Here is a 21,364-nt window from a genome sequence, read left to right as displayed (position 1 = left end):
CTAACAAATAGGGTTGGCAAACTAGCTTCTTACCAATTTACCCAATGAATCTATTAATTGTTGATTATCCTCCAATGCTATCTTTGCTACTGCTTAATCATTCAACTAGTTGTCCAGTTTTTTGTTGCAAGTCCAATAATCCTTCAGGTAGGGGTGATAGACAACCTGGTAGACCTCCAAAAAAGAATGAAATCGTTAGAGATTTTGATAATAAAGTTAGTGGTCAATAGTATATTTGGTAAATTATTATTATGGAATTAGATAAGATATTTATAAAAGAAAATTCTCTTTTTAATACTGTAGTTAAAGAGATACGTTTATTTCTAAATATTTCTGGAGAGGTGGAGATTGAGTTGATTATTACAAATTTTTCATCTCGTAGTATCTTCAAAACTATCAAACTAAGTTTTATAGGTGTAATAGAATACAGTTTTTTTTATAATCTCAATTATTACTTCTACAACATTGAAGATTATAAGTTTTTTAAAACAAATTCTTATTATTATTTAAGCTTAGACCCCGATATGGAAATTGAAGAAATCTCACAGAAGGATATGGATTTTATAAAATGTAAAAATATAGAGTTAGAAGAGATGGAGTAATAAGTAATGTCGGCAGTGTTTCAAACTGGCACTTTTAAGAAAGTAGCTTATTAATAAAACAACCCCAACAGCTAATAAAAGTTGTTGGGGTTTATATTTTATAGAAAAAGGAAAGGTTGTTAATCTTTGTTTAAGAATTTTTCTAGGTAGGTAAGTTTATCTTTTTCGGCTTGTAAGAGACGTTCGTAGAGTTCTACCACTTTACTTAATATTTAATTATAAGAAAAGTGTAGGCTTACCAAATCTCAGATATTGCCAAGTCTACAATGGTAATAAGTTACTAGCAGTTAGTGATGCTGCTACAATTGATGGTTTTAATGATGGAACCACCAGTGGGAATGACTATGTGTATGATAGTAATGGGAATATGACACAAGACCTCAACAAAGGGATTAGCAATATCACCTATAATCATCTAAATTTACCTACAGAATTAATCACAAATCAGGGAACAATTACGTATATTTACGATGCAACAGGAATAAAATTGAAGAAAATAGTAACTAATACACAGAATTCAAGTGAGGTGACCGAATACTGTGGCGCATATATTTATAGCAATGATGTGTTGGAATATATAGCCCAGCCTGATGGGTATATAGAACCTGTATTTTTTGGAAGTTCACTTGTTGGAGTGAATTACTTTTACCAATACAAGGATCATTTAGGAAATAATAGGTTAACGTATACCGATGCTGCATCATTATTTATAGAAGATACGTTTGATAGTGATACAAGTGATTGGTCACAAAACGGGAGTTCGGTAACACTTACCAATGATGCTGGAAGACTAAAAGTTGAACTCACAAACCTAAATTATACCAACAAACAATTTACCATAGACCCAAATTTAGATGTACATATATCTTTTGATTATGATCCTGGCACTATGATTGGGGGACCTAATGGGGTAATGGCACTAAGAGAATACAGAGATACTGATGGTGACGGAGATATGGAATGGGAACCTTGGGGAACATGGAATTCTGAATGGTTACCTTCAGAACAACAGCGTATCACTATAACCGCCCCTGCAAGCTCATTAACCTCTGGTACGGTAATGCTAATGTTACAACGTAATACAGGTAATAGTGCCGCCCCAAATATAACATATTGTTTTATAGATAATTTAGTAATTACGCAAAATGATGTAGAAATTGTAGAAGAGAACAATTACTACCCTTTTGGCTTACGACATAATGGGTACAATGATATACAAGCAGGTACACAAGGAGGTAAGTTTAAGTATCAGGGACAGGAATTAGAAGAAGAATTTAATCTAAATCTTTATGAATTTGAGCTAAGACACTATGACTCTGCTTTAGGTAGGTTCAATACTACAGACCCTTATGAGCAATTTGATTCTCCTTATCTTGCTATGGGTAATAATCCTATTATAGCTATTGATCCAAACGGGGGTAATTGTGTTGACATTAATGGAAATCCTATAGCTTGTCCAGAAGATGAATTTTACGATGATTATAGAGATAATGACGAAAATCAAATTACCGTCTTAGAAGAAGTTAGTGCTTCTAATTCTTCAGGTAGTTGGAGTTCCGAAGGCTTAAAAGATGTTCCTGCAACATGGGAATCTCCTTTTGCCAATATGGGTGAATTTAACAATTACTATGGAACTAATTTTGGTCAGGGTGATAACGATGCTGCAATGAGATGGCTTCAAAAGCAACAACGAGATGTTATGGTAGCACAGCATATGGCCGAATTCTATAGGGGTCGTTCGGAAATGAGTATGGGTGTATTGAAATTGATGTTTACAATAGTTACATCTGTACAATTTGCAGAATTAGGAACTTTAGGTTATATTAATGCTTCGGAGTATTTGGCTGTTAGGGGGAGTAATTATGTGAACCTAGCGAGTAGCTCACGAACAGCCCATATTATTTCAGGAGATGCAACAGGAGGTGGTCATGCTTGGTTCGGTAGTACAAAAAGCTTTATGAATGGCTTAAAAGTGAAGAAAAGTATGTTCCCTGCCACTTGGAGTAATAGTAAAATCATGAATGGTGTTTCTGAGGTAGTGACAAGTAATCCTTGGGTTCAGCAAACTGGTCGAGCTGGTGCAATGTTTACCAGAAGTGGTCAGCCTGTTCGTTTTGTAACAGAAGGGTTTTATAACGGCACCAAAATCAGAGTTATAAATACGCATAGTGAAATCATTACCGCATTCCCAATTAGATAATAATGAATACATCAAAAATAGTTTCTGGATTAATTGAAGCAGCTAAAGAATTAGGTTTAGGAGATTCTGATATTAATAATTCTAAAGAACTCTTAGAGAATAGGGAATATGGTCTTGCGTTCGATACTATAATTACTCAGCTGTATGAGTATGAGATTGAAATTGATAGTGAGTTTTATGCTCTAATAGTCAAAGTTGCTCAGACAATGGAAATATCAGAAGATGGATATTCTTTTATGATGGAGTTAATTAGAGCTGAAAATGTAGTTCCTAAACCAGTAAAAGATAGATTAGTAGAATTATTAGCCACTTTAGAAGTTAATAAGTGACATTGAATAAAATTTAAAATCAAAGCCATCCTTCGGGGTGGCTTTTTTCATTTAAGAAGAGTGTTGTAGATATTGAAATTTTCTTTGTCGAAACAAACAAATAGTATTGTTTGTAGAGCTTGAGAAGCATTGGAAAAAACACTTATGCTTATGTTACAACGTAATACAGGTAGTGCCACCCCAAATTTAACATATTGTTTTATAGACAATTTAGGGATTACCCAATATGCTACTGAAATAGTATAAGAAAACAATTACTATCCTTTTGGTTTACGTCATAATGGGTACAATGATATACAAACAGCTACACAAGGTGGTAAGTTTAAGTATAATGGGAAAGAGTTTAATGAAGAACTTGGTTTAGAATGGTATGATTTTGGTGCTAGAAATTATGATGCAAGTTTGGGTTGTTGGATGAATATTGACCCGTTGACGGAACTAATGCTTAGACACACACCCTATAATTATACATTTAACAACCCCATCTATTTTATAGATCCAGATGGGATGGCGCCTGTTGGTGATGGATACCATATGAATCTTTCTGTTTTTACTAATGATTTTGAAGAATATGATACTCAATATTATGCTTCTACGGTAGTAAATAATAGAGGTAGAATAATTGATCATGATGATGATGGTGATCCAGGTATATATTTAAATAAGCGAGATGAAAAAAATTTAATTGGTTATGAACTAGAAAATAGAGAATATAAGGTAGGAAATATTCTTTACGAAGATGAAGTATTTGATCAAGTTAAGCTACCTAAGAATTTTTTATTTAAGTTACCAGATTCATATAGAGTAAATTTTGAACTTCCTTGGTTTTTTCCTACGCCAGCAGGAGGAGGATGGAAAATGGGGAATTATCTTGGCTATTTTGCAAGATTAAAATCTCTTTACAATGGTGGAGTTTTAAAAGTTACTGTCCAAATATTGGCTAATGTTAAAGGAGAAGTAAACTTAATGAAAGTAATAAGAAGTGTTGAAGCAGAAGCAAAATCAGCAGGCGCTAAAAAACTTGTTATTGAAGGAGTTGATATAATTAATTCTAAATTAATAAATCCTAAAATTTTTGAGAGATTGGGATATTCCATAGAAAAAACCACTGAAACAACAATTAAGATAACAAAAAACTTAAAGTAAATGTTTAGTAAATCAGCGATAAAAGGGAAAATAAATAGAAGTGGAATCAATTTCAAGAATACTTTTTTATGGGAGAATAGACCTGAAGAGTATATAGATGATACTGCTTTGAAATTATTATTGAAAGATGATGAAACTATTTTGATATGTTACATAGGAAAAGATAATTATAGATGGATTCTAACAGATCAAAGGTTATTTATATCCAGTTATTTCAATAATATCCTTTTAAAGGATATTATTGAAATAGATTTTCAAGATCTAAAAGAGAAACCAGAAAATAAGATGATAAATAATAATCTTACCATACTAACAAAAGAAAATAAATATACTCTCTATTTAGAGGAGAATACCTGGACCTTATTTTATGATATATTTAATTTTATTCTTAAAAATCAGTAATTATAAGATAAAAGAAAGTTTGTTAGAGCTTATGAAATAAGGTTTTGTAAAATTATTATGTAGATTTGGTCATGGAAAAATACAATGCCCTAAATGTTTTGGCTTATCTATGAAAATATGACGCAAAACCTAAACAAAGGGATTACCAATATCACTTATAATCATCTAAATTTACCTGCGCAAGTACTCACAAATCAGGGAACAATTACGTACATTTACGATGCAACAGGAATAAAATTGAAGAAAACAGTAGTAAAAAATACGCATAGTATCAATCAGGTAACTGAATATTGTGGTAGTTTTATTTATAGCAATGATGTGTTGGAATATATAGCCCAGCCTGAAGGGTATATAGAACCTGTATTTTTTGGAAGTTAACTTGTTGGAGTGAATTACTTTTACCAATACAAAGACCACTTAGGGAATAATAGGTTAACGTATACCGATGCAGCATCATTATTTATAGAGGATACGTTTGATAGTGGTACGAGTGATTGGGCTAATACTAGCTGGGTTTCTAATGATAATGAACGTTTAAAAGTAAGTGTACCTAGTAATCTGAATTATGTATATAAAATTTTTACTATAGACCCTAGTTTACCATTAAAGATATCTGTGGACTATGATCCTGGCACCATGGTAGGGGGAGTAAATGGTATATTGGCTATTAGAGAGTATGATACTTCTACAGGAGATTGGGAACCTTGGACTGCAGGTTGGAGTTATGATGGTTGGTTACCAAGTACAGCAGAACATTTAGAATTTGAAGTAACAAATGTAACCGAAACAACTGTAATGTTGATTTTACAACGTAATACAGGAAATTTAACAGGAGAAACTACTTGTTATTTAGATAATTTAGTAATTACACAAAATGATGTAGAAATTGTAGAAGAGAACAATTATTACCCTTTTGGCTTACGACATAACGGGTATAATGATGTACAAGCAGGTACACAAGGTGGGAAGTTTAAGTATCAGGGACAGGAATTAGAAGAAGAATTTAATCTAAATCTTTATGAATTTGAGCTAAGACACTATGACTCTGCTTTAGGTAGGTTCAATACTACAGACCCTTATGAGCAATTTGATTCTCCTTATCTTGCTATGGGTAATAATCCTATTATAGCTATTGATCCAAACGGGGGTAATTGTGTTGACATTAATGGAAATCCTATAGCTTGTCCAGAAGATGAATTTTACGATGATTATAGAGATAATGATGAAAATCAAATTACCGTCTTAGAAGAAGTTAGTGCTTCTAATTCTTCTGGTAGTTGGAGTTCCGAAGGCTTAAAAGATGTTCCTGCAACATGGGAATCTCCTTTTGCCAATATGGGTGAATTTAACAATTACTATGGAACTAATTTTGGTCAGGGTGATTACGATGCTGCAATGAGATGGCTTCAAAATCAACAACGAGATGTTATGGTAGCACAGCATATTGCCGAATTCTATAGGGGTCGTTCGGAAATGAGTATGGGTGTATTGAAATTGATGTTTACAATAGTTACATCTGTACAACTTGTAGAATTAGGAACTTTAGGTTATATTGGTGCTTCAGAGTATTTGGCTGTTAGGGGAGGAACACAGGCCGCTAAGACGAGTAGTCGAATATTAGGTTGGGGAAATAACTCAACAGGTCACTTGATTAAACATAGAAATGCTTTAGGATTCGGTGAGGTTTCTGCGCAGCAAGCCCAAAAAATGCTGCCACAATTAAGAGCAGCTGCAAATCGACTTCTAAATAATGCAAACCCTGCTTTGACACGTGTCGGTCAATGGCATCAGCATTCAAATGCAATTATGCGTATTAGTAATGGTAAAATGTTGGTCACTCAAGCTGACGGCACTTTTATTACTGTTATTAATAAAACATCTAATAACTGGTATAATCTAGCAAGCCCTCTGCGTTAATTATGGAGACATTTAAAGAGTTAAGAAATCAGGAGGTAAAGAAGTTGTTTCTTGTTGTTTGGCCTCCATTAGGCGAAGAAAAAGAATTAGATATTGATATATCTTTTGGGTTTGTTTTTCCTCAAAACCCAGACCGTTTATGTGTTATCACTACTGATAAAGAAGATATGTGGACTCCTTGTCTCCGTTTTGAAGGGATACCCACAAAAGTATATTCTTGGTCATCTTTTGCATCCAGAATGAATGCTTGGATGAAGTCGGAATGTGAAAGTGATTTAGAGACGGAATATTATGAAGTGACAGACATTCAGGAGTTCAGCAATATAATTGCTTCTAAAATACAATCTATTGAGTTTGTTGGATTAAAGAATAACCCTGAACCTTTCGGAGTAAAGGTTGTGTTTGATAATGATTATATTCTTTCAACTCCAATATCAGATGGGAATACGGTTGAAACCTCTCAATTTAATAGGAATGATAACCTTTTAAATTTTGAGCGCATGGGAACTTTAGATATTAAATCCTTTGAATCGTTAAACTAATAAAAATAGATATTGAGAAAGCCAGGCTTAGCAGCTTGGCTTTTTTATTTTGAATAAACTCTACTTGTTTTGAAATCTCTTAGGTAGGCATCCATCACGTTAAAGAGCTCTATTTTTTTATCCTCGGGGAGCTTAACAATATCTTCCATACGTTCCAGTATGTTGGTGTCCTTTACAATCAGTGAAGATTTACCAACAAGGAAATCAAGACTTACCGCTAATGCATCAGCAATTTTAGTAGCAATCTCAACAGAAGGCATCCCGTCGTTACCTTCATAACAGACGTTCCAATCTTCTTTGCGAGTTCCTCACGGGATAGCCCTTTTTCTTTACGGACTTGCATCATTCTATCTCCAAATTTTTCACTCATACGTGCTTAAAAACCTCTTTAGTGTACTTGTAAGGTAACATTCCTTACGGCATAATGGGTATAATGATATACAAGCAGGTACACAAGGTGGGAAGTTTAAGTATCAGGGACAGGAATTAGAAGAAGAATTTAATCTAAATCTTTATGAATTTGAGCTAAGACACTATGACTCTGCTTTAGGTAGGTTCAATACTACAGACCCTTATGAGCAATTTGATTCTCCTTATCTTGCTATGGGTAATAATCCTATTATAGCTATTGATCCAAACGGGGGTAATTGTGTTGACATTAATGGAAATCCTACAGCTTGTCCAGAAGATGAATTTTACGATGATTATAGAGATAATGAAGAAAATCAAATTACCGTCTTAGAAGAAGTTAGTGCTTCTAATTCTTCTGGTAGTTGGAGTTCCGAAGGCTTAAAAGATGTTCCTGCAACATGGGAATCTCCTTTTGTCAATATGGATGAATTTAACAATTACTATGGAACTAATTTTGGTCAGAGCGATTACGATGCTGCAATGAGATGGCTTCAAAAGCAACAACGAGATGTTATGGTAGCACAGCATATGGCCGAATTCTATAGGGGGCGTTCGGAAATGAGTCAGGGTGTATTGAAATTGATGTTTACAATAGTTACATCTGTACAATTTGCAGAATTAGGAACTTTAGGTTATATTGCTACTTCAGAGTATTTGGCCGCTAAGTCGAGTGGTTTAGTTGCGAGAGGTCTTGGTTCTACAGGCAGGACAACCGCTGCTAACCTAACAGAGCAGTTAGCTATGAAAGAAATTGTGAGTAATCCTCGAATTGGTACGGTGGTAATGGAAGGAATGAAAGATTCAAGGTGGTTAGGATGGAGTAAGATGCAATATGTTCATAGAGGGTTGAATGGAAGTAAAACCACTATTCACTACGTGGGTAAATTTGAGAATGGAGTTCTTAAATATGTTGATGACTTTAAGTTTAAATAATTATGATAGTCAAGTGCATACATAACACTGGGGCGGCTTTGACAGGATATGAAAGAAAGCCGCTTGGAACTTCTGAGCATACACAATATGGGGAGTTAGATATTGGGAAAGAATACCTTGTAATGGGAATGATAATGAAAAGGGGATACCTAACTTATTTGCTTGATGATTCTGGAATAATTTCAGCGTGTCCAAGTCAGCTTTTTGACATCTCAAATAGTACTATTCCCGTTGACTGGCATTTTAAAGCTTTTACAAAAGAACATTCAGACTACCTTAATAAAGAAGCTGTTTGGGGCTACCATGAATTAGTTTTTGATGATACCCATTATGAAAAGCTTGTTGAAGGTGAAGAAGAAGCCGAACGAATCTACTTTAAGCGGAAAATAGAATTAGAAAAGGAATTAGCAGAACAGCAATAACATTAAAGCCCGATTTAGTCGGGCTTTTTTATGAGCCATAGGCTTGTTTTCCTTTGTAATCACGGATAACCAAATCCATGTAATGAAAGATGCGCTGGCGTTCCTCGTCAGGTAGCTTTTCCATATCCTCCAATCGTCTAAGTGTCTCCTTATCGAAAGAAGCGTTTAAGCCTTCACCAAGCAGGTAATCAACTGACACGTCAAAAACATCAGCCAGTTTAAAAGCTACTTCAACAGAAGGCATCCCGTCGTTACCTTCATAACAGACGTTCCAATCTTCTTTGCGAGTTCCTCACGGGATAGCCCTTTTTCTTTACGGACTTGCATCATTCTATCTCCAAATTTTTCACTCATACGTGCTTAAAAACCTCTTAAGTGTACTTGTAAGGTAACATTCCTTACGACATAATGGGTACAATGACCTGCAAGCAGGTAACAAGGTGGGAAGTTTAAATATAATGGGAAAGAGTTTAATGAAGAGCTTGGTTTAGAATGGTATGATTTTGGTGCTAGAAATTATGACGCTAGTTTAGAAAGATGGATGAACCTTGACCCGCTGGCGGAGAATTATTATAGATGGACACCATATAATTATTGTACACAGGATCCAGTTAATATGGTAGATAAAGGAGGCATGTACGTCACTTTAGCAGATAATGTTGCTACTAAAAAATACATTGAAATGGTATTAAAAAGTCCTGAATTACGTAAAATGTATGATATATTGGTTAATAGTGATGTGCACTATCATATCGTAGTAGCTGATAGTTTTGATAAAAAAGAATTTGGTAAAGAACCAAATAGAGAATTATCAATTGGAGGTATGACAGGGTTTTCAAAAAGTAAAAAGGAAGGCTACAGAATCAATATTTTAGTAAAAAATACAGATAATGAAGCTCTGAATATAGCAGCCTTGGCAGATGAAATAAATACGGCTACACAATTTAATCAAAGATTAATAGGTTTTGTTTTTAATTTAGCTAAAAAGGAAGGTGTTAGTTATGAGCCAAGAGAATACGATCCAATTGATGAAGTTAATAATAAAATGGCGTCTGTTTCTGCTTTAAAAGCTAATGGAAAAACCACAAATGATATGGATTCTGAAAATAAATATCAATCAACAAAAGTTATGAAGGTTATGAAAAATGGAATTACAGACTATAAAGAATTAATAGACATCCTCTACACTACTCAGTATAAATATAAATTTGAGGCTAATGGTGTTAAAGATCCTTATCAAGATACGAAGGTATCTGATGATTGTGGATGTGGTTCCCCTAGATATATGTAATCATGAAAAACATTGATAAGTTTAAATATTTTATTGTATACGCAATATGTTTCATTACGTTTTCATGTACAACATACCTTCATAGTTTTGATAAAAATGGTGTCCTAAGCCAAAAGGAAAGTCAAGAAGTAAAGAAATGTATTAAAACCCACAAAGCTTTTTTAAAAAAAACGGGGTTAGAAGTATTAAAAAATAAGAAGGATGGTCTATTCTATATTAAAAATAAAGGGAACAGATATGCTACATGTTTATATATAGATGATTGTGATTTTAAATTCATTGTCAACCCAGATAGCACGTATATAAATCAAAATAAACTAGATAAGACTATTATATACATTTTCACAGATTTATATACGGGCAAGGTTAAAGAAATCAGACGTTCTTCAAATATTTTTTCTGCTACAGGGCGAATGTCTCCTTATGCGTATTTTGATGATGAAGGAAAAATTCTAGAAACAGGAGTAAGTGTATACATATATAGGATTGATAGCATCTCTGAAAAAGTTAATAGAATTATTTTAGGTTTTTAACACGGGTAGTGTAGCGTGGTAATACAGTAAATTACCACTTTTAAGAAAGTGGCTTATTAATAAAAAACAACCCCAACAGCTAGCAAAAGTTGTTGGGGTTTGTATTTTAAAGAAAATGAAAAGGTTGTTAGTCTTTATTTAAGAATTTTTCAAGATAGGTAAGTTTATCTTTTTCGGCTTGTAAGAGGCGTTTATAGAGCTCTACTATTTTTTGGAAATTTAATTGTAAGAAATAGTTTTAAAGAGTGCATTTATACTAAGAACGTTCTTTGAAGGTAACAATTACTATCCTTTTGGCTTACGACATCAAGAGTATAATAACCTACAAATAGCGATACAATAAAAGCAATTCAATAGAGGTATATAATCTTTATTTTGTATGCACTACGGGTTAATATAATTTTAAGTAATCTATTATGCTTTACCGTAGTATTTAGTAGCAATTAGATAATACCTTTCGCTTAAATAAAGAAGGAATGCTAATAAAGGTTTTTGGTAGTGCCGTATTTGGCGTAGAAGCCACCACTATTACAGTAGAGGTAGATGTAAATAAAGGAATAGGCTATCACTTGGTAGGTTTACCCGATAATGCTATAAAAGAAAGTAACTACCGTATTGCTGCTGCGCTACAAAACAATAGTTATAAAATACCCGGAAAAAAGATTACCATTAACATGGCTCCAGCAGATTTACGTAAAGAAGGTTCTGCCTATGATCTTACCTTAGCTATGGGGATATTAGCAGCTAGTAATCAGATAAACGTAAAACGGTCTATAGAGTCCTATATAATTATGGGAGAGCTTTCGTTAGATGGAAGTTTACAACCCATTACCGGAGCATTGCCCATTGCTATAAAAGCCAGAGAAGAAGGCTTTACCGGATTTATATTACCGCATCAAAATGCTAAGGAAGCCGCTATTGTTAACGATTTGGAAGTATACGGAGTTTCTAATATATCGGAGGTTATTGGTTTTTTTGAAGAAACCGAAACATTAAGTCCGGTAGTAATTAATACCCGTGAGGAATTTTATAAAAACCTAAACTTTCCGGAGTTTGATTTTGCGGATGTAAAAGGTCAGGAGAGTATTAAACGTTGTATGGAAATAGCTGCTGCTGGCGGACATAATATTATTCTTATTGGTCCTCCAGGATCTGGGAAAACGATGTTGGCAAAACGCCTCCCTAGTATATTACCCCCCATGACGTTACATGAGGCGTTAGAAACCACTAAAATACATAGTGTAGTAGGCAAAGTAAGAGAAACCGGTTTGTTAAATAATAGACCTTTTAGGGCACCACATCATACGATATCAGACGTAGCCCTAGTTGGGGGTGGAACCTACCCGCAACCCGGAGAAATATCCCTTTCGCATAACGGAGTATTGTTTTTAGATGAGTTGCCCGAGTTTAAACGCTCGGTATTAGAAGTCATGCGTCAACCTTTAGAGGATAGAGAGGTTACTATTTCCAGAGCTAGGTTTACCGTAACGTATCCGTCGTCTTTTATGTTGGTAGCTAGTATGAATCCGAGTCCGGGAGGGTATTTTAACGACCCCGATGCTCCGGTGTCTTCGTCGCCGGCAGAGATGCAACGGTATTTAGGTAAAATCTCGGGGCCTTTATTAGACCGTATAGATATTCATATAGAAGTAACGCCTGTACCCTTTGAAAAGCTTTCGTGTACCGAAAAAGCTGAGAGCAGTGTGGCTATTAGAGAACGGGTTATGACAGCACGTGAAATTCAAACCCAACGATTTGAAGAGTTACCCAATATCCATTACAATGCGCAAATGAATACCAAACAAATACGTGCGTTTTGTGCTTTAGATGACGCTTCTTTAGACTTGCTTAAAAATGCAATGCAACGGTTAAATCTTTCTGCTAGAGCTTATGACCGTATTTTAAAAGTAGCCCGAACCATTGCCGATCTCGATGCTTCGGAATTGGTACTTGGGCATCATATCAGTGAAGCTATACAGTACCGTAGTTTAGATAGAGATGGTTGGTTGGGGTAATTGTTACCCAATAATGCGATACAAAATAGTAAGCCACCTCAATTTCTTTTTAAAAGGCGCATATCTAAACGGATTATCAAACCTTCCGGTTTTTACAATTGCCTTTTCATGACTAAAGGTATCAAAGGAATATTTGCCATGATACTTGCCTATACCACTGGCGCCAATACCGCCAAAAGGTAACTCGTTATTGGCTATGTGTATAAGAACATCATTTACACAGCCGCCTCCAAAGGAATAATTTTCTATAAGATGATTGCTAAATTCTTTATTAGTAGAGAAAACATAAAAAGCCAACGGATTTTTGTAGCGTTTTAAAATATCCTGTAAGTCACTTGGGTATTTGTAGGTGATAATAGGTAAAATAGGACCAAATATCTCATCATTCATTACCGCACTTTGTAAAGGGGGATTGTCAATTACCGTAGGAGCAATATATAAGTCTTTTTCATTGTATTCACCTCCCGAAATGATGTGGGCATTGTCTAAATAAGTAATCAGTCGTTGAAAGTGTTTTTTATGTATGATTCTTCCATAATCAGGACTTTGTTCAGGAGTTTCTGTATAGAACTTGGTTAAGTAGTACTGTAGGTATTTTATTAATTCGTTTTTTATTGTTTTGTTTACTACTAAAAAATCAGGAGCAATACAAGTCTGTCCGGCATTGGTGAATTTACCCCATATTATTCGTTTGGCAGTTTTTTTAAGGTTAGCAGTGTCATCTATAATGCAAGGGTTTTTACCACCAAGTTCTAGTGTTACCGGTGTTAAATTTTTTGCTGCTGCTAGATACACTTCTTTCCCAACAACTGTACTGCCTGTATAGAAAATATAATCCCATTGTTGTTTTAAAAGTTCTTTAGCCAACAAGGCGTCTCCCTCAATAACGGTTACATAGCGTATATCAAAAACCTTTTTAAGAATGTCTTTTATAACAGCTGTAGTATTCGGAGCATATTCTGAGGGCTTTAAAACCACACTATTACCTGCGGCAATAGCCCCAATAAGTGGAGCAATTGATAATTGAAATGGATAATTCCACGGAGCAAAAATTAAGACCCTACCGTAAGGTTGTTGATAGATATATTCTTTAGCAGGGTAGGTAAGCAAGTTTCTGGCAACGCGTTTTGGTTTTGCCCAATCCTTTAAATTTTTAATAGTATCATTTAATTCAGAAATAATGAATTTAGTTTCTGTTAGCTTACTTTCATATTCAGATTTTCTAAGGTCGTTATGTAGAGCTTTGCAAATAGCTGCCTCATTTTTTAAAATTTCAAATTTTAAGTTTTTTAGCAGTTTAAGTCGTTTTTTTACTGATGGATAGGAGTTTTTTAGTACTAAAGACACAAGATTTCTATTGAATTAGTTCCATAAGTTAGAAATTATTTTTAATATTGAGGTATATGAACAACGAACTGATATATAGTATTCGAATTAGCATTGTCATTTCTCAGAAGAGGTGATGCAGTTTGTTATACCATAAAAATAAGTAGCCTGCATCATCGTATTGCAGGCTTTTTTTTTGCATTGAATGTAATTCAAAACATGAATTTAAATTATTGGAATTCAGTATTTTAAATGTTTAAATTTTGATTTGGATTTAGACTGTATACAGGATGTTGATATACATAAGAAGTGAAACATAATAAATTTGATATAAGTTAAAAATAATTCAACGATTTAACAGAAATAATGAGTTTAAACAAATATAGTAAAGTAGTTACTCAGAATGAGACATTGCCTGCAGCTCAGGCAATGTTGCATGCATTAGGTTTAACCGATGAGGATCTGCAAAAACCTTTTGTTGGAATAGCAAGTACAGGATATGAGGGAAACCCTTGTAACGTACATTTAAACAAATTAGCTACAGAAGTAAAAACAGGAGTAGAATCTACTAATTTAGTAGGACTAATTTTTAACACCATTGGTGTTAGCGATGGGATTTCTAATGGAACTCCAGGGATGCGTTATTCGCTGCCCTCTAGAGATATTATAGCCGATTCTATAGAAACGGTTGTACAAGCCATGTGTTATGATGGTTTAGTTACCGTTGTAGGATGCGATAAAAATATGCCTGGAGCCTTAATGGCACAGTTACGTTTAAATAGGCCATCTATACTTGTTTATGGTGGTACCATAGCACCAGGATGTCATAACAATAAAAAGTTGGATATTATTTCGGCTTTCGAAGCGTATGGGCAAAAAGTAGCTGGAACCATAGATCAGAAAGAATTTAAAGAAGTTATACATAAAGCATGTCCGGGTGCAGGAGCCTGTGGTGGTATGTATACAGCAAATACGATGGCTTCTGCTATAGAAGCTATGGGTATGTCTATGCCTTTTAATTCGTCAATTCCTGCAGAAAATAAGGGTAAGGGAGCTGATTGTGAAGCTGCGGGAGCAGCTTTATTACATTTATTAAAAGAAGATATTAAACCAAGAGATATTGTTACCAAAGAAGCGTTAGAAAATGCTTTTAGATTGGTAACTGTACTTGGAGGTTCTACCAATGCGGTATTACACTTTATGGCAATAGCTCATGCTGCAGAGGTTGACTTTACTTTAAAGGATATTACTCGTATTAGTGAAAGTACTCCGTTACTTGCCGATTTAAAACCAAGCGGTAAATATGTAATGGAAGACCTTCATAAAATAGGAGGGGTGCCCGCAGTATTAAAATACATGCTAAAACAAGGTATGCTACATGGTGATTGCATGACGGTTACCGGTAAAACATTAGCAGAAAACTTGCTAGATGTACCTGATTTAGCAGAAGATCAGCAAATTATTAAAGCTGTTGATGAACCGATAAAAGAAACCGGACACATTAGAGTATTGTATGGTAACCTTGCAACCGAAGGAGCTGTGGCTAAAATTACGGGTAAAGAAGGATTAAGTTTTACAGGTACAGCCCGTGTATTTAATAGTGAAGCAGAAGTAAATGAAGGTATTAAAAACGGAAAAGTACAAAAAGGAGATGTTGTAGTTATTCGTTATGAAGGACCTAAAGGAGCACCTGGTATGCCAGAGATGTTAAAACCAACATCGGCTATTATGGGGGCAGGTTTAGGTAAAGATGTAGCCTTGATTACAGATGGACGTTTTTCAGGTGGTTCTCACGGATTTGTGGTAGGTCACGTTTCTCCTGAGGCACAAGAAGGTGGCGGAATTGGATTAGTTGAAGATGGAGATACTATTACAATTGATGCCGTTAACAATACCATTAATATGGAATTGTCTAATGAAGAATTAGCAGAAAGAAAAGCAAAATGGGTGAAGCCTGAATTAAAGGTGAAATCTGGTAGTTTATATAAATATGCAAGAACGGTTTCATCGGCCGCTAAAGGTTGTGTAACCGACATTTTTTAATTTGTAGTTTGATTTATGGAAACAGAAACAATGAAAAGCGAAGTAACTAAAGCTCAGAAGAAAATTAAGATTACCGGATCGGAAGCGGTAATCCATTGTTTGTTGGCTGAAGGGGTAAAAACTGTTTACGGTTATCCCGGAGGTGCCATTATGCCAATTTATGACGAATTATTTAAATTTCAGGACAAACTGCATCATGTCTTAACCAGACATGAACAAGGAGCTGTTCATGCAGCTCAGGGGTTTGCCAGAGTTAGTGGAAAGGTAGGAGTTGCTTTTGCAACATCGGGTCCTGGTGCAACCAATCTGGTCACCGGATTGGCCGATGCTCAGATAGACTCAAATCCTGTTGTATGTATTACAGGACAGGTAGCGAGTCATTTATTAGGATCGGATGCTTTTCAGGAAACCGATATCGTGGGTATTTCTACGCCTATTACCAAATGGAATTATCAAATTACAGATGCCAATGAAATCCCTGCTATTTTAGCAAAGGCATTTTATATAGCAAGAACGGGTAGACCAGGACCTGTACTAATTGATATTACAAAGGATGCTCAATTTCAGCAATTTGAATTTGAATATAAAAAGTGTACTGACATTCGTAGTTACAAACCAGTACCAGATATTGATATTACAAAAGTGGAAGCAGCAGCTCAATTAATTAACGCTGCTAAAAAGCCAATGATTGTATTTGGGCAAGGTATTTTACTAGGGAATGCAGAAGAAGAATTAAAGACTTTTATAGAAAAATCCGGAATTCCGGCAGCATGGACTGTTTTAGGTTTATCGGCTTTAGATTCAGATCATCCGTTAAATGTTGGTATGGTTGGTATGCATGGTAATTACGCACCTAATTTATTAACTAATGAATGTGATGTATTAATTGCCTTAGGAATGCGTTTTGATGATAGAGTTACAGGTGATTTATCTAGATATGCAAAACAGGCGAAGGTGATTCATTTTGAAATTGATCCGTCTGAAATTGATAAGAATGTAAAGGCAGCTGTGCCTGTATTAGGAAATGTAAAAGAGACTTTGCAGCAAATGATGCCGCTAATTGAAGAAAAAACATATCCTGAGTGGTTTGGTGAGTTCAAAAGACTTTATGATATCGAATTTGAAAAAGTAATTCAACCAGAATTAGAGCCAACAAAAGAAGGTTTAACAATGGCTGAGGTTATTAATCAGATTAATAAAGAGTCGAACAATGAAGCAATTGTTGTTTCAGATGTAGGACAGCACCAAATGTTTACTTGTAGGTATGCTAAGTTTAAAAATTCTAAGAGTAATGTAACATCTGGAGGTCTTGGTACCATGGGATTTGCTTTGCCGGCATCTATGGGAGCAGCTATGGGAGCACCAAACAGACCTGTAGTAGCTATTGCAGGTGATGGAGGTTATCAGATGACCATACAAGAATTAGGAACGATCTACCAAACACAAATACCTGTTAAAATTGTAGTACTAAATAATGAGTTCTTAGGAATGGTTCGCCAATGGCAACAGTTGTTTTTTGACAAGCGTTACGCTTCTACGGAAATGATTAATCCTGATTTTGTTAAAATTGCTGAAGGATATCATATACCCGCCAAAAAAGTAACTAAAAGGGAAGAGTTAGCAGATGCTATCCATGAGATGATGACTACAGAAGGCGCTTACTTTTTAGAAGTAGTTGTAGAAAAAGAAGATAATGTATTCCCAATGATTCCAACCGGATCAAGTGTTTCAGAATGTAGATTAAGCTAATAAGAATGGAAGAAAAATTTTATACCATTACAGTATATACCGAAAACAATGTTGGATTGTTAAATCGTGTTTCGGGCATATTTTTGAAGAGACATATTAATATTGAAAGTATGAATGCTTCCCGAAGTGAAATTAAGGGAGTTCATAAATATGTGATTCTAGTAAAGACTACCGAAGATTGGGTTCGAAAAATAACAGGGCAGCTTGAAAAACAGATTGAGGTGATAAAAGCTTTTTATCATACCGATGAAGAAATTATTTATCAGGAATCTGCTTTGTTTAAAATTAAATCTGATTTGTTATTTGATGAACGCCAGATTCAAAATATTATTAAAGAAAGCAATTCACAAATTGTTACTGTATCAAGAAACTTTTTTGTAATTGCTAAAACCGGTAGAAGGCACGAGATAGAAGAACTGTCTAATGAATTAGAACCTTATGGTATTATGCAATTTGTACGTTCGGGGCGTATTTCGGTTTCTAAAGAAACCATGGAAATTTCTAATATTTTAGAAAAATCTCAAGAAATTAAAACTAATTAACTATAAATCATAGAAATAAAAACAAATGGAAAATTATTTCAATACACTATCATTACGCGAAAAGTTAAATCAATTAGGAGTGTGTGAGTTTATGGATGTTTCAGAATTCAGTGATGGTGTAGCAGCATTGGCCGGCAAAAAAGTGGTTATTGTAGGTTGTGGAGCTCAAGGATTAAATCAGGGGTTAAACATGAGAGATAGCGGTTTAGATGTTTCTTATGCCTTAAGACAGGCGGCTATAGATGAAAAAAGAACTTCCTATGTGAATGCAACTGAAAATGGTTTTACAGTTGGAACTTACAAAGATTTAATTCCTACAGCGGATTTGGTATGTAACCTTACACCAGATAAACAACATACAAATGTAGTTTCTGTTATTATGCCTTTAATGAAAGAAGGTGCTACCTTATCGTATTCTCACGGTTTTAATGTAGTAGAAGAAGGTATGCAAATTCGTAAAGATCTTACGGTAATTATGGTAGCACCAAAAAGTCCAGGGTCTGAGGTAAGAGAAGAATATAAAAGAGGTTTTGGCGTACCAACGTTAATTGCGGTACACCCAGAGAATGACCCAGAAGGAAAAGGATTGGCACAAGCAAAAGCATATGCTGCAGCTACAGGTGGGCATAAAGCGGGTGTTTTACATTCTTCATTTGTGGCTGAGGTAAAATCGGATTTAATGGGTGAGCAAACCATTTTATGCGGATTGCTACAAACAGGTTCTATTTTATCTTTTGATAAAATGGTTGAGAAAGGTGTAGATGCCGAGTATGCTGCCAAATTGGTTCAGTATGGTTGGGAAACCATTACAGAAGCTTTAAAGCACGGTGGTATTACCAATATGATGGATAGGCTATCGAATCCTGCTAAAATTGAAGCATTTAAATTAACAGAAGAGTTAAAAGATATTATGCGTCCGTTGTTTGAAAAGCATATGGACGACATTATGAGTGGTCATTTCTCTAAAACAATGATGGAAGACTGGGCTAATGATGATGTGAACTTATTAACTTGGAGAAAGGCTACAGGAGAAACAGCATTTGAGAAAACTGCTATTACTTCTGAAGAAATAAGTGAACAGGTCTTTTTTGATAAAGGTATTTTAATGGTAGCTTTTGTAAAGTCGGGTGTAGAACTTGCATTTGAAGTAATGACAGAAGCAGGCATTATAGAAGAATCTGCGTACTACGAGTCGTTACATGAAACTCCTTTAATTGCAAATACGATTGCACGTAAGAAGTTGTTTGAAATGAACCGTGTAATTTCAGATACGGCTGAGTATGGTTGTTATTTATTTGATCATGCTTGTAAGCCTTTATTAAAAGACTTTATGGCTAAAATAGACATTGATGTAATTGGCGGAACTTTTGAAGGCGGAGATAATGGAGTTGATAATAAAGAATTGATTGCCGTTAACGATGCTATCAGAAATCATCCTATAGAGGAAGTTGGTGCTTGGTTAAGAGCTTCAATGACTGCCATGAAAAAAATTATTTAGTTAGGATTAGAACTGCCTGAAAAGCTATTTTTTCTTCATTATTTTCAGGCAGTTCCTTTTAATTTTTGTTTATTATAAAAGTGTAACTTTAGAAAAGTGATTTGGGTACTTACTAAAGACACTTTATTTTTTTGCTAACTAAGATATTATTTAAATAAATGAACACAAAAGCTGTTTATTTTCCGAATTTAGAAGCAGTTAAACAAGCTGCTGTTAATGTACAAGAGGTAGCTGCTAAAACCGCTTTTGATAAAAGTCTACGACTTTCAAGGATGTATGATGCAGATGTATTTTTAAAAAGAGAAGATTTGCAAATTGTACGTTCTTATAAGATACGTGGAGCTTACAATAAAATACAATCGTTATCTGATACAGAAAAGGCTCATGGTATTGTATGTGCAAGTGCAGGAAATCATGCTCAGGGAGTAGCTTTTTCGTGTAAAAAATTAGGTATTATGGGTACTATCTTTATGCCTTCTCCTACACCAAAGCAAAAAGTAGAGCAAGTAGCTATGTTTGGTGAAAATTATGTGGAGATTGTACTTACAGGAGATACCTATGATGATTCTTATAAGGCAGCTATAAAGCAATGCAACGAGCAAAAAAAGACATTTGTTCATCCTTTTGATGATGAGAAAGTAATAGAAGGACAAGGAACCGTTGGTTTAGAGATTATAGAACAATCTGAAGAACCATTGGATTATTTATTTGTTCCTGTTGGAGGTGGAGGTTTATCTGCCGGTGTTAGTACTGTTTTTAAAACGCTATCACCAAATACGAAAGTTATTGGAGTAGAACCTTTAGGAGCACCTTCTATGTTAACATCTATTCAGAATAAGGAAAATACAGAACTTGATACCGTTGACAAATTTGTAGATGGTGCTTCGGTAAAACGTGTGGGAGATTTAACTTTTGCCATATGTAAAGAGAATTTATATAAGATGGTGACGGTACCTGAAGGTAAGGTTTGCCAGATTATTTTAGATATGTACAACAAAGACGCTGTAGTTGTAGAGCCTGCAGGGGCTTTAAGTATTGCGGTACTCGATTTCTTTAAAGATGAATTAAAAGGTAAAAGAGTAGGTTGTGTTGTTAGTGGTAGTAACAATGATATTACCAGAACTCCTGAAATAAAGGAAAAAGCATTACTATATGCGAATCTTAAACATTATTTTTTAGTAAGCTTTCCGCAAAGAGCCGGTGCATTGAAAGAATTTGTAGCGGAAATTTTAGGCCCAGAAGATGATATCACTTATTTTGAATATTCTAAAAAAACCAATCGTGAGAATGGTCCTGCTGTAGTGGGGATTGAGTTAAAGAGTAGTGATGACCTTGAGCCGTTGATTGAACGAATGAAAAAACGTAAATTTTATGGTGATTATTTAAATACTAACCCTGATTTGTTTCAGTTTTTAATTTAAAAAAACCTTTTGTTAAATTTATATAATACATTGTCAAATGAC

At 34.7% G+C, this 21,364-nt stretch carries 21 protein-coding genes and 3 pseudogenes; 18 read left to right on the top strand and 6 right to left on the bottom strand.

The window, feature by feature from the left end:
• The first annotated feature begins 251 nt into the window (after window positions 1–251).
• Window positions 252–602: a hypothetical protein gene (locus NBRC110019_RS15550; protein WP_281756371.1), complete on the top strand. Its 351-nt coding sequence runs from the start codon at window positions 252–254 to the stop codon at window positions 600–602.
• A gap of 119 nt (window positions 603–721) precedes the next feature.
• On the opposite strand, the pseudogene NBRC110019_RS16925 reads toward NBRC110019_RS15550, so the two are convergent.
• Window positions 722–811 (bottom strand): annotated as a pseudogene (locus NBRC110019_RS16925) (transcriptional regulator); the annotation flags it as partial.
• A 158-nt stretch (window positions 812–969) separates the two neighbouring features.
• Here NBRC110019_RS16925 and NBRC110019_RS15545 point away from each other — a divergent pair.
• The 7 genes and pseudogenes from NBRC110019_RS15545 (at window position 970) to NBRC110019_RS15515 (ending at window position 7,138) form a co-directional block, all read left to right on the top strand.
• The gene (locus tag NBRC110019_RS15545; RefSeq protein ID WP_281756369.1) at window positions 970–2,802 is read left to right on the top strand and encodes an RHS repeat-associated core domain-containing protein; all 1,833 of its coding nucleotides are present in this window, start codon (window positions 970–972) and stop codon (window positions 2,800–2,802) included.
• 2 nt (window positions 2,803–2,804) lie between these two features.
• Window positions 2,805–3,131, top strand: coding sequence for a MafI family immunity protein (locus NBRC110019_RS15540; RefSeq protein WP_281756367.1), 327 nt, complete (start codon window positions 2,805–2,807; stop codon window positions 3,129–3,131).
• Window positions 3,132–3,398: 267 nt separating this feature from the next.
• Window positions 3,399–4,277 (top strand): annotated as a pseudogene (locus tag NBRC110019_RS15535) (RHS repeat domain-containing protein); the annotation flags it as partial.
• Window positions 4,278–4,679 (top strand): TrbG/VirB9 family P-type conjugative transfer protein, encoded by a 402-nt coding sequence (locus NBRC110019_RS15530; RefSeq protein WP_281756365.1) that lies wholly within the window; start codon window positions 4,278–4,280, stop codon window positions 4,677–4,679.
• 117 nt (window positions 4,680–4,796) lie between these two features.
• Entirely contained in the window at window positions 4,797–5,057 is a 261-nt protein-coding gene (locus NBRC110019_RS15525) for a hypothetical protein (protein WP_281756363.1), read from the top strand.
• A gap of 9 nt (window positions 5,058–5,066) precedes the next feature.
• A complete protein-coding gene (locus NBRC110019_RS15520; protein WP_281756361.1) occupies window positions 5,067–6,596 on the top strand; it encodes an RHS repeat-associated core domain-containing protein in 1,530 nt (509 codons plus the stop codon).
• Window positions 6,597–6,598: 2 nt separating this feature from the next.
• The gene (locus NBRC110019_RS15515; RefSeq protein ID WP_281756359.1) at window positions 6,599–7,138 is read left to right on the top strand and encodes a hypothetical protein; all 540 of its coding nucleotides are present in this window, start codon (window positions 6,599–6,601) and stop codon (window positions 7,136–7,138) included.
• A gap of 44 nt (window positions 7,139–7,182) precedes the next feature.
• On the opposite strand, the gene NBRC110019_RS15510 is transcribed toward NBRC110019_RS15515, so the two are convergent.
• Complete coding sequence (locus tag NBRC110019_RS15510) at window positions 7,183–7,398, bottom strand: XRE family transcriptional regulator (RefSeq protein ID WP_281756357.1); 216 nt, start codon at window positions 7,396–7,398, stop codon at window positions 7,183–7,185.
• Window positions 7,356–7,481, bottom strand: coding sequence for a helix-turn-helix domain-containing protein (locus tag NBRC110019_RS16920; RefSeq protein ID WP_373877007.1), 126 nt, complete (start codon window positions 7,479–7,481; stop codon window positions 7,356–7,358). Before NBRC110019_RS16920 ends, NBRC110019_RS15510 begins: the two co-directional genes overlap by 43 nt.
• 95 nt (window positions 7,482–7,576) lie before the next feature.
• On the opposite strand from NBRC110019_RS16920, the gene NBRC110019_RS15505 reads away from it, so the two are divergent.
• Both NBRC110019_RS15505 and NBRC110019_RS15500 read left to right on the top strand, forming a co-directional pair.
• The gene (locus tag NBRC110019_RS15505) at window positions 7,577–8,482 is read left to right on the top strand and encodes an RHS repeat-associated core domain-containing protein (protein WP_281756374.1); all 906 of its coding nucleotides are present in this window, start codon (window positions 7,577–7,579) and stop codon (window positions 8,480–8,482) included.
• A gap of 2 nt (window positions 8,483–8,484) precedes the next feature.
• Entirely contained in the window at window positions 8,485–8,904 is a 420-nt protein-coding gene (locus NBRC110019_RS15500; RefSeq protein ID WP_281756356.1) for a hypothetical protein, read from the top strand.
• Window positions 8,905–8,932: 28 nt separating this feature from the next.
• Here the strand turns inward: NBRC110019_RS15500 and NBRC110019_RS15495 are convergent, their stop codons facing one another.
• Together NBRC110019_RS15495 and NBRC110019_RS16915 are read right to left on the bottom strand one after the other, a co-directional pair.
• On the bottom strand, window positions 8,933–9,148 hold the full coding sequence (locus NBRC110019_RS15495; RefSeq protein ID WP_281756354.1) for an XRE family transcriptional regulator: 216 nt from the start codon (window positions 9,146–9,148) through the stop codon (window positions 8,933–8,935).
• A complete protein-coding gene (locus NBRC110019_RS16915; RefSeq protein WP_373877006.1) occupies window positions 9,130–9,231 on the bottom strand; it encodes a helix-turn-helix domain-containing protein in 102 nt (33 codons plus the stop codon). The genes NBRC110019_RS15495 and NBRC110019_RS16915 overlap by 19 nt, the downstream gene beginning before the upstream one ends.
• A gap of 130 nt (window positions 9,232–9,361) precedes the next feature.
• Here NBRC110019_RS16915 and NBRC110019_RS15490 point away from each other — a divergent pair.
• The 3 genes and pseudogenes from NBRC110019_RS15490 to NBRC110019_RS15480 form a co-directional block, all read left to right on the top strand.
• Window positions 9,362–10,195, top strand: a pseudogene (locus tag NBRC110019_RS15490) (RHS repeat domain-containing protein); the annotation flags it as partial.
• Between the two features lie 2 nt (window positions 10,196–10,197).
• Window positions 10,198–10,728, top strand: coding sequence for a hypothetical protein (locus NBRC110019_RS15485; RefSeq protein ID WP_281756352.1), 531 nt, complete (start codon window positions 10,198–10,200; stop codon window positions 10,726–10,728).
• Between the two features lie 476 nt (window positions 10,729–11,204).
• Window positions 11,205–12,743 carry a YifB family Mg chelatase-like AAA ATPase gene (locus NBRC110019_RS15480; RefSeq protein WP_281756350.1) on the top strand — a complete coding sequence of 513 codons (1,539 nt, stop codon included), beginning with the start codon at window positions 11,205–11,207 and terminating at the stop codon, window positions 12,741–12,743.
• A gap of 3 nt (window positions 12,744–12,746) precedes the next feature.
• Here the strand turns inward: NBRC110019_RS15480 and NBRC110019_RS15475 are convergent, their stop codons facing one another.
• Window positions 12,747–14,090, bottom strand: coding sequence for an aldehyde dehydrogenase (locus NBRC110019_RS15475; protein ID WP_281756348.1), 1,344 nt, complete (start codon window positions 14,088–14,090; stop codon window positions 12,747–12,749).
• A gap of 345 nt (window positions 14,091–14,435) precedes the next feature.
• Between NBRC110019_RS15475 and ilvD the strand changes: the two genes are divergently transcribed.
• The 5 genes from ilvD (at window position 14,436) to ilvA (ending at window position 21,322) form a co-directional block, all read left to right on the top strand.
• On the top strand, window positions 14,436–16,112 hold the full coding sequence (ilvD, locus tag NBRC110019_RS15470) for a dihydroxy-acid dehydratase (RefSeq protein WP_281756346.1): 1,677 nt from the start codon (window positions 14,436–14,438) through the stop codon (window positions 16,110–16,112).
• A 15-nt stretch (window positions 16,113–16,127) separates the two neighbouring features.
• Window positions 16,128–17,861, top strand: coding sequence for a biosynthetic-type acetolactate synthase large subunit (gene ilvB, locus NBRC110019_RS15465; protein WP_281756344.1), 1,734 nt, complete (start codon window positions 16,128–16,130; stop codon window positions 17,859–17,861).
• A gap of 5 nt (window positions 17,862–17,866) precedes the next feature.
• Window positions 17,867–18,403, top strand: a complete 537-nt coding sequence (gene ilvN / locus NBRC110019_RS15460) for an acetolactate synthase small subunit (protein ID WP_281756343.1) — start codon at window positions 17,867–17,869, stop codon at window positions 18,401–18,403.
• A 25-nt stretch (window positions 18,404–18,428) separates the two neighbouring features.
• On the top strand, window positions 18,429–19,901 hold the full coding sequence (ilvC, locus tag NBRC110019_RS15455) for a ketol-acid reductoisomerase (RefSeq protein WP_281756342.1): 1,473 nt from the start codon (window positions 18,429–18,431) through the stop codon (window positions 19,899–19,901).
• Between the two features lie 158 nt (window positions 19,902–20,059).
• Complete coding sequence (gene ilvA / locus NBRC110019_RS15450; protein WP_281756340.1) at window positions 20,060–21,322, top strand: threonine ammonia-lyase IlvA; 1,263 nt, start codon at window positions 20,060–20,062, stop codon at window positions 21,320–21,322.
• The last annotated feature ends 42 nt before the right edge of the window (window positions 21,323–21,364 follow it).

The organism is Neptunitalea chrysea, assembly GCF_027924145.1.
Lineage (GTDB): Bacteria > Bacteroidota > Bacteroidia > Flavobacteriales > Flavobacteriaceae > Neptunitalea > Neptunitalea chrysea.
The sequence above is the reverse complement of the archived record's forward strand: the minus strand, read 5'-3'. Positions and strand labels throughout refer to the sequence as shown.

Coding starts and splice junctions, on each gene's coding strand:
- ilvB (WP_281756344.1), top strand. CDS start 16,128: ATGGAAACAGAAACAATGAAAAGCGAAGTAACTAAAGCTCAGAAGAAA.
- ilvN (WP_281756343.1), top strand. CDS start 17,867: ATGGAAGAAAAATTTTATACCATTACAGTATATACCGAAAACAATGTT.
- NBRC110019_RS15525 (WP_281756363.1), top strand. CDS start 4,797: ATGACGCAAAACCTAAACAAAGGGATTACCAATATCACTTATAATCAT.
- NBRC110019_RS15545 (WP_281756369.1), top strand. CDS start 970: ATGACACAAGACCTCAACAAAGGGATTAGCAATATCACCTATAATCAT.
- NBRC110019_RS15480 (WP_281756350.1), top strand. CDS start 11,205: ATGCTAATAAAGGTTTTTGGTAGTGCCGTATTTGGCGTAGAAGCCACC.
- NBRC110019_RS15485 (WP_281756352.1), top strand. CDS start 10,198: ATGAAAAACATTGATAAGTTTAAATATTTTATTGTATACGCAATATGT.
- ilvD (WP_281756346.1), top strand. CDS start 14,436: ATGAGTTTAAACAAATATAGTAAAGTAGTTACTCAGAATGAGACATTG.
- NBRC110019_RS15500 (WP_281756356.1), top strand. CDS start 8,485: ATGATAGTCAAGTGCATACATAACACTGGGGCGGCTTTGACAGGATAT.
- ilvC (WP_281756342.1), top strand. CDS start 18,429: ATGGAAAATTATTTCAATACACTATCATTACGCGAAAAGTTAAATCAA.
- NBRC110019_RS15515 (WP_281756359.1), top strand. CDS start 6,599: ATGGAGACATTTAAAGAGTTAAGAAATCAGGAGGTAAAGAAGTTGTTT.
- NBRC110019_RS15530 (WP_281756365.1), top strand. CDS start 4,278: ATGTTTAGTAAATCAGCGATAAAAGGGAAAATAAATAGAAGTGGAATC.
- NBRC110019_RS16920 (WP_373877007.1), bottom strand. CDS start 7,481: ATGCAAGTCCGTAAAGAAAAAGGGCTATCCCGTGAGGAACTCGCAAAG.
- NBRC110019_RS15550 (WP_281756371.1), top strand. CDS start 252: ATGGAATTAGATAAGATATTTATAAAAGAAAATTCTCTTTTTAATACT.
- NBRC110019_RS15540 (WP_281756367.1), top strand. CDS start 2,805: ATGAATACATCAAAAATAGTTTCTGGATTAATTGAAGCAGCTAAAGAA.
- NBRC110019_RS15510 (WP_281756357.1), bottom strand. CDS start 7,398: ATGCCTTCTGTTGAGATTGCTACTAAAATTGCTGATGCATTAGCGGTA.
- NBRC110019_RS16915 (WP_373877006.1), bottom strand. CDS start 9,231: ATGCAAGTCCGTAAAGAAAAAGGGCTATCCCGTGAGGAACTCGCAAAG.
- NBRC110019_RS15495 (WP_281756354.1), bottom strand. CDS start 9,148: ATGCCTTCTGTTGAAGTAGCTTTTAAACTGGCTGATGTTTTTGACGTG.
- ilvA (WP_281756340.1), top strand. CDS start 20,060: ATGAACACAAAAGCTGTTTATTTTCCGAATTTAGAAGCAGTTAAACAA.